This is a genomic window from Eubacterium sp. SB2, assembly GCF_001244405.1.
GTDB lineage: Bacteria > Bacillota > Clostridia > Lachnospirales > Lachnospiraceae > Faecalicatena > Faecalicatena contortus_B.
Window position 1 is genome coordinate 415,646 of the sequence record NZ_LN865152.1, and the last position, 11,891, is coordinate 427,536.

The following is an 11,891-nucleotide window of genomic DNA, read 5'->3' on the forward strand; positions in this document are numbered from 1 at the left end:
CTTACCGAACGCCGCGAGGTCTTTGGCCGAAGCTTACAGCATCTGTCTTTTTACCAGCTGGGCAAAAAGCCCGTCCTTTTCCACCAGTTCATGAAAGGTTCCATCTTCCGCAATTCTTCCGTTCTCCAGATAGATAATTCTGTCGCACTGCTTAATGGTGGATAGTCTGTGCGCAATAACAATCCTCGTACTGCGCAGGCTGTTCAGAGATTCTGACACCTGCTTTTGGGTAATATTATCCAGCGCAGACGTTGCCTCATCAAACATAATAATCTTAGGTTTCGGCGCTATGGCCCTGGCAATCATCAGCCTTTGCTTCTGCCCGCCGGATATGCCCCCGCTTCCTTCCGAAATTATCGTATGCATATTCATGGGCATGCGCTCGATGTCCTCTGCAATCCCCGCCATTCTTGCAGCCTCCCAGGCTTCCTCCAGGGTGAGCCACGGAGCGGACACAACGATATTGGAATAAATATCCCCTGAAAACAAGGAACTGTTCTGCATGACTACCCCGATATTTCTGCGCACCGACTTGATATCCAGGGAGTTCAGATCCTTTCCGTCATAGTAGACCGCACCCGTCTGCGGCTTTTCAAACCCCAGCAGGATTCTCATCAATGTAGATTTGCCGCAGCCTGTCTTACCAACAATTGCCACATATTGGTTCGGGCGGATCTTCAGAGACAGGTTATCCAGTATCTTAGGCCCATCCGGAGAATACTGGAAGGAAATGTTGCTCAGTTCAATCGAGCCATTTATCTTCGTGACAACTTTCTTTTTTTCTTCGATCTCCGGCAGGGTCGTCAGAATCGGCTCTACCATTTCCATCACCGGCTTAATATCCGATATCACATTTGTAATGCCGGCAAGCCCCATAACCGCCGTGCTCACCATGCCATAAGACGCCGTGAATGCAATGTAGTCCGCTGCTGATACATGATTGACCGCAGCAACATAGTATAAAACCAGCAAATTCCCAAAGGTAAAGATAACATTGAACACAGGCGCTATTTTTAAAATGAGCGGCGGGTTATACTCCAGATCCGCGCTCTCCCTGTATTTTTTAGCCCAGCGCCCGAACATACGCTTTTCCGAACCGGACAGCTTAATCTTTTGTATACCTGAAAACAAGGCAAAAACCATACCGTTCAGCTTCGCCTCCGCCCCCAGTCTCCGCCGGGAGTATCCCAGCTGCAGAATACTGCTGATCAGAGTGTACAGCAGGTTCAACAATAAGATGACAACCGCTGTAACAGCCAGTGGTTTTGAATACCCGATAATCTGTAACACATAGACGATTGAGAACACGGCCGTAAGCCCCGTGTTCATAATCGTGTCCTGCAGAAGCTTTGAAAGCTTATCCATGCTTTCCAGACGCTTCGATAACTCCCCCGAGGAGTATTTTTTGAAGAATCCTGCGGGGAGCAGAAGAACCCTTGCCATAGTTGCACTCTTTACAGCCACGCTCAGCTTCTTTTCAATCTTTGTATCCAGAATAGAATTGCACATATTGAACAGATTTCCCGCCACCAGTGACGTGATCAGCAGGATCGTAATGGGAAGTACGTAAAAACTGACTCCCGTTGGAATAACACTGGAAAATATCATCTGCGTCGCATAAGGGGTAATCAGACCGGCCAGGCTGACCGCCATGGTCAGTACTGCCAAATATATGTAATCCCATATGCTTAAACTCCTGGCCATGAAAAGGATGAGATCCTTTACTGTAAGCCTTTTCAACGGAAGCGGTCTGTAAAAGCAGAAGGCATCGATATCAAATTCCTCTGCATTCTTTTTCGTCACCCGTACCTTTTTCTGTTTTGCCCTGTCGTAATAACTGTAGCCGCTTGTGTGGCTGGGCAGAAGTGCAACCACTGTTCCATCCTTCTTTGCCGCCAGAAGCGGATTGATGGAATCCCTGTACCAAGTATCCGAAAGCTCCACGCGGCGCCTCATAACCCCGGTGGGCCTCAGCATATATTCCAGCTGGTCATTCAGCCCTTTTACATCACCCGGCACTTCCACAATCTTTACACGCATATATTTCAGAACTTCTTCGATCGCATTCTGCGACGCCTCGATATCATCCTCCATCTTCTGCCTGCCCGCAGAAGGCATGACAACAGAGGAAAGGTTCTGGAAGGCATTCTCGAACAATTCCGTGTCTTTCTTTTTTCTTTCTTCCAGCTGTTCACCAAACCAACTCATATAACCCCTCCCTATTCTGTTGTAATCAGCTGTGTGTAAAGTCCCTCATTCTTCATCAGTTCTTCATGAGTTCCCCGCTCCACAACCTCACCGTAATTCATAACAACAATTTCATCGCAGTCCCGTATCGTAGACAGACGGTGGGCTACGATAATACAGGTAATTCCCCGTTCTTTGATCGCATTGATCACTTCATACTCTGTCTTTGCATCCAGCGCGCTGGTGGCTTCATCCAGAATCACAATGCTCGGATCCTGTGCAAGCACGCGTGCAATCTCCAGTCTCTGCCTCTGTCCGCCCGAAAAGTTCTTTCCGCCTTCCAAAAGTTTGCAGTCATAACCGTCCCGCAGCATAATCTCCTCATGCATGCTGGCATCCTTTGCCGCCATGATCATCTCAAAGTCTTCAATGGATTCGTCCCACATCTTAATATTGTTCCGGATGGAATCCTCAAACATAATGATATCCTGGTCCACAACCGCTACTGAGCTGGTAAATACCATATGGTTTGTCTCATCCATCGGTTTCCCGTCAAATTCGATCGTACCGGACCATGGCTTATACAGACCGGAAATAAGTTTGGTCATCGTAGATTTCCCGCACCCGGAGGCTCCGACAAATGCAATCTTGGAGCCGGGCTTAATATCAATGCTGAAATCGCGGATCAGTGGTTTGGACCTGGTGCTGTATCCAAACGTCACATTCTTAAGCTTAATATCCCCTGACAACTTCTTTGCCTCTGTCAGGTCTTCATCCTCTTCTGTACTGTAATCAATATCCGGCGGATAATCCATGACATCCTCCACACGCTCCATCGATGCCTTCATCTGCTGTATGGTGGTCCCTACATTCGTCAGTGCCAGCGCCGGGGAAATAAACTGCGCGATAAATCCCTGGAATGCCATCAGCATACCGACCGTAAAATCCCCCTGTATGATCAGCAGCGCACCGATCAGAAGAACGGATGCATTGGCCAGTGTGGATAGAAACTGGGGAACGGTATTCATATAAAGGGAGGTCTTCAGGATCCGGTTGTTCTCCACGGATTCCCTTGCAATGAACCCGGACCAGCGTTCAAAAAATCCGTTTTCCGCCCCCGCCGCCTTAATCGTCTCGATCATCTCAATCCCGGAGGTCGTTGTACTTTCCACTTTTCCGCGCTCACGCATGGCCACCCGGCTGATGTTCATAACCTTATTTGATATATATCCCGCCGAAAAAAGGTTGATTGCAACGGTTACCAGTCCCACAGCCGTGAGAATAACGCTGTACCGCAGCATAATCACAAGATACAGCACCAGTGTTATCAGATCCAGACCGGTGGGCGCAAGCTCTCCGACCAGTGTGTTTGTTATCGACTGGTTCAGTCCCTGCCGGTTCACCAGGTCGCCCGCATTTCTCTGGGAAAAGAAATTCATGGGAAGCCTGAGTACGTGCCACATAAACTCGGAATTGGCTACAATCGCAAATTTACCCTGAATCTTCCGCATATAGACCGCCTGCAGCAGATTCACCACAATGCTGAACAGAACAACGGCTGACATGATCCCAATAAACGGCATCAGCCAGTCCGACTGCCCCTTGCCCAGTATGCTGTCCATAAATATCTTTGAAAACAGCGGCTGTACGATTCCGACCACAGTGACAAATACCGTGGTAATAAATACAAAAACAATGGCTGACCGAGTCCCCTCCAGCCTTTTCTTTGCAAATCCGAGAATGCTGCGTTTCTCCCCGCCTACCTCAAATGCCTCATTTTTCTCAAAGGCAACCACAATGCCGGTAAACGCCCGGTCAAATTCTTTCATGGGAACGGTCAGACGCCCTCTGGCCGGATCGTTAATCACCGCCCCCTTTGCATTAAATCCACACAATACTACGAAATGATTGAAATTCCAGTGTATAATCGCAGGTACCGGAATCTCCTTCACCATATCGATCTCATAGCGGTACGCCCTGGCCGTGAGCCCGTACTCCGCAGCTGCAGCCTTCAGACTCTTGACGCTCGTCCCATCTCTGGATACGCCGCAGGCCAGCCGCATCTTATCCAGCGGCACCCATCTGCCGTGATAAGCCAGTATCATTGTAAGGGAAGCAGCACCGCATTCCAGAGCTTCCATCTGCATTACTACCGGAACTTTAACTGGTTTTGACATGCTTTTCCCTCCTAGTCTCCTAAAATCAGTTGGATCGGCTTCTGATTCTTGATAATTACCAGTGCCGAACAGGTGGCGCCGTCCTTCACCTCGATATCCCGTCCCTTCTCTCCGGACCACCGGATACCGCTTGCAGAACTGCTGTCTTCATCCATGACTATGGTCACCAGGATCCCCACATCTCCCGGCATAAGATAATCAGCCAGCTGCTTGTTGCTGACCAGTCCCAGAACCTCTTCTTTTGCAGCAGGGTATTGCCCTACAGATTCAATCCTGCCTTTCATATAGCCATATGTATCTCTGTCAACCGCATCGGGCGACACCTGCACCTCCATGCCGGTTTCCAGCTTCGCGGCCGTATCCACGGGCACCACTGCCGCCACCCTGCCGCACTGCCCGCTCCCATCCTGGGAATAAAAAGCCCCCGATAACTTCTCCGACTGGGGAATATTCCCCAGAAATCCCCAGACGCATCCGCCGATAAGCAACAGGCCCAAAGCCAGCAGCATCAGAACAACACTCGGATTTATCACCTTAATATAGTCATTCATTTTTTCCGGAGAAGAAATCCGTTCCAGATTTGACTTTCTAAAAATTTCATTTTTTTCCATACCTGCCTCCTGTTCCAACACATTCTCTTCCCTAATTATTTTAATAACTCTATTAGTTCATATACGCCAGCACAACTTAAATCGTCTCAAAATTTTGGCAATATGTTTTCTAGGGAGGACGCCTGTCGGTGGAGGGAGGAAGGACGCTGCAGGGAAACCTTCCGCAAACCTTTTTTTCTGCCGGTCCGTTTGCCAAGTTTCACAAAATAGATTCCACAGAGGATAGGAATACACATCCGCAGTCCCCATCCAGCAGTCTCCCGGCAGACGGAAGGTTTTTGATCTGATTGGATGAACCAGCTGTATGGGCGCGTGACAGGGCTCTCCTGGATGCGTCTTTAGGGGATTACTGCCACTTCATCAAAATGGAAGCCAGCATATGAACTTTCCGCAGGGGTTCCACCCCTGCGGAAAAGACGACTAAACGAGAATGCATCCGGCATTCTCGTGCTTGTCGTCGGCGTTCATCATGCTGGCTTCCATTTTGATTAGTGGCAGTTATCCCCTAAATCCGCATCCAGAAGAGCCCTGTCACGCGCCCATACAGCGTCCTACTTATCCCCCAACCTCACGCCTCCGGCTGCATCCACCCATTGCAGTTTAGGAGGGTGTCGGCTATTTGTGTGCGGTATTCTCTTGGGGACATTTTTACGGTCTGCTGGAAGTTGCGGTTGAAGCTGGATACGGAACCAAATCCTGTGTTTTCTGAGATGCTCAGGATGGAGTCTTCGGTGGTACACAGCATGTTGCATGCTTCTGCAATCCGTACCTGGTTGATGTATTCCAGGGGGGACATTCCCATGATCTGGGAGAATACTCTTCTGAAATGAGTGGGGCTCCAGTGGCATAGTTCGGCAAGAGTATCTGTCGTAAAGGATTCCATGTAATTTTGTTCTATATAATCGAGTGCGGGTGAGAGCACCATGGTATTGGACTTGCTTTCTTCTTCTGTTAGGGAAAGATTCCGGGAAGCTTTCAGGTTCTGGATCCGATACAGTTCGATATACAGGGACAGCAGCAGGCCGCGGGTGCTCAGCTGGTAGCCTGGCTTTTTCCCGGTCATCTCTGAAATCACCTGCATTGCAAGGCTGTAGATTCGTTCGGAGTCTTCTTTTTTTAATATGTATTGATACCCGTTTGTTCCTGCTGGTACAAGGTTTATATTTTCCCAGGAACCGGGCATCCAGCCGCCGAACATCCTGCCGGGATCAAAAAACAGATAGGACCATTTGCTTTTTCTGCCCTTGTCCGAATAGGTAGTGTGAGGGATATTTTTAGGAATGCACGTCACGTTTCCTGCTTCAAACTCTAATGCCCCGCCATAGAATTCTATTTTTCCGCTCTCGGAATGGCAGATCCCTACCTCCAGACAGTTATGAAAATGCAGACGCCCGCTGGGAATATCCGATATCTTCCAGTGCTCCCCTGTCAAAAGCAGCACGGGAAAATACTCCGGAAGATGATAGCTGCGGAATTCCGTTATTTTATATTCTCCTTTTGAAACATTTTTGCGCATATACTTCTCTCCCTGTTTTTGAATTTCTGAATAGAATCCGGTGAATCAGCCTCCCATCAGACTGGCTATGCCTGACTTTCGGATGTTTGCTTTATATTTTATCATAGATGGTCATTTTTGCACACTTTTTTTATCTGGGTGATTAGACGGTATCGGTCATTTGAAGGATAATAATTCTACAAACATGTAAAACACGTAATCCAAAGATAGAGAGGAGACCAGATATGAGCACAACAAAAGGGGGCTTTACCCTTCCCGGGGAAGCCGGATATGAAAAACTGACGCTTGAAATGGCGGAGAAATGGGGAGCCGATGTTATCCGTGACAGCGATGGAACGGTGCTTTCCGATGAGATTCTGGATGCAGGATACGGCATCTATTCTACCATCTGCATCATCCGTGACCATAATGACTGGGCAAAAAAGAACATGGACAAACTGCAGCAGACTTTTCTGATCACACAACCGGTAACCGCTGCAAGTGATACGCTGGATATTGATTTGATGAAAGATTTCTTTGAGGAGCAGTTTGCCGTCAATGACACTCCCGATGCCTTTAAATACTGGCAGATATATGACAGAACCACCGGGCAGGAGGTTGACAGGACGCACTGGGATTACTCTGCCGGAAACCGTCAGGTACGGCTGAAAGGGATTACTCCCTGGCATAAGTACACGGTCTCCTTTATGGCATACCGTATCTGGGAAGAGATCTCTATGTACAACCATACTACCAACCATTGGGAAAAGGAACATTTGATGCAGATTGACCCCCGTTACGAGGAAGCACAGGAGTATCTGCTTGCGTGGATGAAAAACTGGTGTGAAACACACCAATCCACGACAGTTGTCAGATTTACCTCCATGTTTTACAACTTTGTCTGGATCTGGGGCAGTGATGTAAGAAACCGTAATTTGTTTACCGACTGGGCATCTTACGATTTTACCGTCAGCCCCAGAGCGCTGGATCTATTTGCAGAGACATATGGATACAGTCTAACCGCGGAAGATTTTGTGAATCAGGGGAAATATCACGTCACGCATATGCCCGCCGGAAAGACCAAGAGAGACTGGATGGATTTTATCAATGATTTTGTAATCGAATTCGGGAAAAAACTGGTGTCCATGGTTCATGACTATGGCAAAAAAGCCTATGTCTTTTACGACGACAGCTGGGTGGGAATCGAGCCTTACAACGGACGTTTTGAAGAATTTGGATTCGACGGAATGATAAAATGTGTCTTCAGCGGCTATGAGGCGCGTCTCTGCAGCGGTGTTCCTGTGGAAACCCATGAACTTCGTCTGCACCCATATCTGTTTCCTACCGGGATAAACGGTTCGCCTACGTTTCTGGAAGGGGGCAATCCGAAAGGAGAAGCACAGAAATACTGGCAGGCCGTCAGACGCGCTGTTTTAAGATCGCCTATTGAACGGATCGGACTTGGAGGTTATCTGCATCTGGTTGAAAACAGCCCGGAATTCGTGGAGTATATTGCCGACACCGCAGATGAGTTCCGCATGCTCAAAGATCTTCACAGTCACGGAAAACCTGCTGTATTAAAACCCAGGGTGGCTGTACTTCATTATTGGGGTGCACTGCGTTCCTGGACGTTATCCGGACATTTCCATGAGACCTATATGCACGATTTGATCCATATCAACGAAAGCCTCTCGGGACTTCCTTTTGATGTCTCATTTATCAGTTTTGAAGATGTGAAAAACGGTGCGCTAGAGGAAATCGATGTCGTAATCAATGCAGGATATGCCGGAAGCGCATGGAGCGGAGGCGACTGCTGGAAAGATGAGCATACCGTAAGCATTCTGACCGAATGGGTTTATAACGGCGGAACCTTCATCGGAGTCAATGAGCCTTCCGCAGCGGACGGGTACGACACCTTTTTCCGCATGGCACATATCCTGGGCGTTGATGAAGACACGGGGGCCAGAGTGTGCCATGGCAAATGGTCATTTACAGAAGAAGAACCGGAAGGTCTCTTTCCGGACGGAAGTTATATACATGCCAGAAAGGGAATTTATCTGACTGACGGTAAGGCATCCGTTCTCAGAGAAGAAGCTGGCATGCCAGCCGTGACTTCCTGCGGATTCGGCTCCGGCAGGGGGATCTATCTGGCATCCTTCGAGCACTGCCCGGAAAATACACGGCTGCTAATGAATCTGATCCTGTACGGAACAGGCGGGCAGCTTATGCCGGAACTGGTAACAGATAACCTGCATACGGAGTGCGCTTATTATCCGGAGAGCAGTATGCTTGTCGTGATCAATAACTCCGGACAGGAACAGAACGCAGCTGTAGTCGTAAATGGGAAGAAAATCACATGCCGGATGGAGGGCTATGGGATTTATTGTGAGCGGGTTTAACATGCGGGGGGGTGTAGGACGCCTGACAACAGCGGGGAGCGTCCCCCGGCTGAGGGCCGGTCCCGCTCCCCGCTGCTGTCAGGCTGGGCTTCATCCAGGCGGATGAGAAACCGCTTACAGAGGGGAAATTTGGTGGGAAAGGGGGATGGGATTGGGCTGTGGGGTAACTTTTCTACCTCCGGATGGTTTTTTATGCCTCAAATATGGCAGAGGCTTTTTTTAATTCCTCTCTTATGTGGATGTGCTGAGGACAGACTTCTTCGCATTTTCCGCATTGGATGCATGCGGATGCTTTATTCCAGCCGTGGCCTTCTGTGCTCCATTGGTATGTACCTCCGGCGCTTTCTTTGTTGCCATAGGTGTTCAATAGGTTTACTGCCTGGAATATTCCGTATATGGCGATGTTCTCCGGGCAGCCTTTCATGCAGTATGCGCAGGCAGTACAGGGGACGGTTGGCAGCTTGCTAAGACCTTTTTGTACTTTCTGTACTGCTTCTCTTTCTTCATTTGACAGCGGCCTGAACTCTTTCATGTATGAGAGGTTATCCTGCATTTGGCTGATGTTGGACATACCGCTTAAGACTGTGATGATGCCTTCCAGGGATGCCGCGTAGCGGATTGCCCATGAGGATACTGATGCTTCGGGATCGACCGCCTTGAATATGTTCTCCAGATTATCAGGAAGCGCTGACAGATTACCGCCTTTTACCGGTTCCATGATGATGATTTCTTTGCCGTGTTTTCTGGCTGTTTCATAGCACAGTCTTGATTCGATGGTCGGATTGTCCCAGTCCGCATAATTAATCTGCAGCTGTACAAAGTCCATTTCAGGATGTGCGGTCAGGATCTCATCCAGCAGAGCTGCTTTGTCGTGGAAAGAAAATCCGAGATTGCGGATCAGCCCCTGCGCTTTCTTTTCTGCAAGGAAATCCCAGATTCCAAAGTCATCAAATGCCTGTGATCTATGTTCTCCCAGATTGTGGAGCAGGTAAAAGTCGAAATATCCTGCCCCGGTTCTCTTCAGAGAGGTGTCAAACATTGCCTTTGCCTCGTCTGCGTCCTTTGCATCCCAGGCCGGAAGTTTTGTCGCTAAAAGGAACTGATCTCTTGGATAGCGGTCAACAAGAGCCTCCTTGATTGCTGCTTCACTCTTGCCGTCCACATATCCATAGGCTGTATCAAAATATGTAAATCCCGCCTCTAAAAACATATCCACCATCTGCTTCGTCTGTTCCATATCCACGTCCTCACCAATCATCGGAAGGCGCATCAGCCCAAAACCCAGTTTAGGTATATTGCCGTATCGATTTTCCATTCCATATTCCTCCATTTTGTTGTTATTTTTTATACGAATACTATGGAAGAATTATATAATAATTCCGCGAAAAAAAACAGACCCTCAGGCTCACTTTTGAAAAAGAACTGCTTCTTCGAAAAACTCCAGCCGTATCTCCTCAATCCACGGTTCATAACCAAATAACCCCTGCCCGGCGTGTTCCGCCATCCTGATAAACAATTCCCCCGCAGTCTTGTTTGTCTTATATGTATGCAGCTCATAGTCCATCTCGGCGCCATATATTAAAATGTATCCGTCCATATCCGCCGTAACCTCAGTAATACAGGGCATGCAGATCCCTCCGGTACTCCCATTTTTTGCTGCCAGATAAACAATGATAAGTTCTGTATATTGTATTTCCGTTTTATGATCATCCTCAAAAAGGAGAAGCAGCGATTGATCCTGAAAAATAATGCTCAGAGGGGCTGCAATCAATGTTCTTTTATTCATACCGGGTCCTCCATCTCATCTTTCCCCTTTACCTCAGAATCTATATTCTGTGGTAATTCATCCGCAATTAGGAACAGATTTTCTACGATCTGTCAAATGCAATGTGCTTTTTTGAATTAATACAAGCATTTTAGACACACTGAAACAGACCTGTAGTAAATAAATAATCACAGGTCTTGTTGTCGTATATACTACTTTTATCCAAAGCTGTTTTTAATAAGTTTTTTCGAAATTATGTGCGTCTATAGATTATAATTGAATATTCCAGACTTTTCATATATAATAAAACCAACCAAACTTATGTAGACTTTTTTCTTTTTTACCACAGAATATAGATTCTGTGGTTTTTATATAATCAACTGCATGCTGTCTAATATCCGGTCAAAGTTTCTATAACTGGAAGCAATATAAATCCTTGTTGTCTCAATAGAAGAATGCCCCAGAATATCAGCGAGATGGGAAAGATTCTTTTCCACCGCATAAAAACTTCTGGCAAACAGATGCCTTAAATTGTGGGGATATACTTTTTTCGGCTTTACACCCGCATAGGCCGACAGGCGTTTCATCTCATGAAAAATATTAGAGCGGTCGACAGGTTTTCCATTTCTTGTTATAAACACACTTCCTGTACGTATATTCTTTTGATCCATATATTCTTTCAGCTTGTTTTTCAATTCATTCGGCAGCAGAATCACCCGGTGTTTCCCTTTCATATCAATCTCTGCCCGCCCCTGCCGGACAGCATCTGCGGTAATATACTTCAACTCACTGATTCTGATCCCGGTTGAACATAAGGTAAGCAGAATATGGTACAGCCGGATTTTGCCCCTTTCACGTGCGGACAACAGCAGTGTTTTATACTCTTCCTCTCTTAATTCTTTTTCCTCTTCTACAAAGGACTTTTTCTGTACTTTTATAAATCTCACACGGCATTCCGGTCTCCCTATGAAATCCAGAAAAGCATTCACCGCTGACAGCTTCACATTAATGGTCTGTGCCCTGTACTCCGGCTGCAATGCGGCCCGGTATTGCATCACCCTGGTTTTGGTAATATCACCGCCGTCCAGAAAATCAAGAAAATTTCGGATTTCCTTGATATATTTTTTAATCGTAGCCAAGGATTTTTCATTCATTATTAAGTTGTTTTCGAATTCCCCTACTTTTTTAATAGATATTTTTTCTGTCATATGTTTTCCTCCTTTTTATATATTAAAATACATTTTTGACAGAAAAATA

General features: G+C 47.1%; 8 protein-coding genes. 1 reads left to right on the plus strand and 7 read right to left on the minus strand.

Annotated features, from left to right (window positions below; all coding sequences use genetic code 11):
• Nucleotides 1–33: 33 nt before the first annotated feature.
• From BN1938_RS09355 to BN1938_RS09370, 4 genes are all read right to left on the minus strand, one after another.
• Nucleotides 34–2,208 (minus strand): NHLP bacteriocin export ABC transporter permease/ATPase subunit, encoded by a 2,175-nt coding sequence (locus BN1938_RS09355; RefSeq protein ID WP_050640343.1) that lies wholly within the window; start codon nucleotides 2,206–2,208, stop codon nucleotides 34–36.
• An 11-nt stretch (nucleotides 2,209–2,219) separates the two neighbouring features.
• A complete protein-coding gene (locus BN1938_RS09360; RefSeq protein WP_050640344.1) occupies nucleotides 2,220–4,364 on the minus strand; it encodes an NHLP family bacteriocin export ABC transporter peptidase/permease/ATPase subunit in 2,145 nt (714 codons plus the stop codon).
• An 11-nt stretch (nucleotides 4,365–4,375) separates the two neighbouring features.
• Nucleotides 4,376–4,975: a hypothetical protein gene (locus BN1938_RS09365; protein WP_050640345.1), complete on the minus strand. Its 600-nt coding sequence runs from the start codon at nucleotides 4,973–4,975 to the stop codon at nucleotides 4,376–4,378.
• A gap of 568 nt (nucleotides 4,976–5,543) precedes the next feature.
• On the minus strand, nucleotides 5,544–6,491 hold the full coding sequence (locus BN1938_RS09370; RefSeq protein ID WP_050640346.1) for an AraC family transcriptional regulator: 948 nt from the start codon (nucleotides 6,489–6,491) through the stop codon (nucleotides 5,544–5,546).
• Between the two features lie 224 nt (nucleotides 6,492–6,715).
• Between BN1938_RS09370 and gnpA the strand changes: the two genes are divergently transcribed.
• Nucleotides 6,716–8,869 carry a 1,3-beta-galactosyl-N-acetylhexosamine phosphorylase gene (gnpA, locus tag BN1938_RS09375; RefSeq protein WP_050640347.1) on the plus strand — a complete coding sequence of 718 codons (2,154 nt, stop codon included), beginning with the start codon at nucleotides 6,716–6,718 and terminating at the stop codon, nucleotides 8,867–8,869.
• Between the two features lie 190 nt (nucleotides 8,870–9,059).
• Here gnpA and BN1938_RS09380 read toward each other — a convergent pair whose 3' ends face one another.
• The 3 genes from BN1938_RS09380 to BN1938_RS09390 form a co-directional block, all read right to left on the minus strand.
• Complete coding sequence (locus BN1938_RS09380; protein ID WP_050640348.1) at nucleotides 9,060–10,184, minus strand: aldo/keto reductase; 1,125 nt, start codon at nucleotides 10,182–10,184, stop codon at nucleotides 9,060–9,062.
• A 90-nt stretch (nucleotides 10,185–10,274) separates the two neighbouring features.
• Nucleotides 10,275–10,655 (minus strand): hypothetical protein, encoded by a 381-nt coding sequence (locus tag BN1938_RS09385; RefSeq protein ID WP_050640349.1) that lies wholly within the window; start codon nucleotides 10,653–10,655, stop codon nucleotides 10,275–10,277.
• Between the two features lie 347 nt (nucleotides 10,656–11,002).
• A complete protein-coding gene (locus tag BN1938_RS09390) occupies nucleotides 11,003–11,842 on the minus strand; it encodes a tyrosine-type recombinase/integrase (protein WP_050640350.1) in 840 nt (279 codons plus the stop codon).
• Between the last annotated feature and the right edge of the window lie 49 nt (nucleotides 11,843–11,891).

Bases quoted from the DNA above. Each gene is read 5' to 3' on its own strand.
- BN1938_RS09365 (WP_050640345.1), bottom strand. From the start codon at position 4,975: ATGGAAAAAAATGAAATTTTTAGAAAGTCAAATCTGGAACGGATTTCT.
- BN1938_RS09390 (WP_050640350.1), bottom strand. From the start codon at position 11,842: ATGACAGAAAAAATATCTATTAAAAAAGTAGGGGAATTCGAAAACAAC.
- gnpA (WP_050640347.1), top strand. From the start codon at position 6,716: ATGAGCACAACAAAAGGGGGCTTTACCCTTCCCGGGGAAGCCGGATAT.
- BN1938_RS09380 (WP_050640348.1), bottom strand. From the start codon at position 10,184: ATGGAAAATCGATACGGCAATATACCTAAACTGGGTTTTGGGCTGATG.
- BN1938_RS09385 (WP_050640349.1), bottom strand. From the start codon at position 10,655: ATGAATAAAAGAACATTGATTGCAGCCCCTCTGAGCATTATTTTTCAG.
- BN1938_RS09360 (WP_050640344.1), bottom strand. From the start codon at position 4,364: ATGTCAAAACCAGTTAAAGTTCCGGTAGTAATGCAGATGGAAGCTCTG.
- BN1938_RS09370 (WP_050640346.1), bottom strand. From the start codon at position 6,491: ATGCGCAAAAATGTTTCAAAAGGAGAATATAAAATAACGGAATTCCGC.
- BN1938_RS09355 (WP_050640343.1), bottom strand. From the start codon at position 2,208: ATGAGTTGGTTTGGTGAACAGCTGGAAGAAAGAAAAAAGAAAGACACG.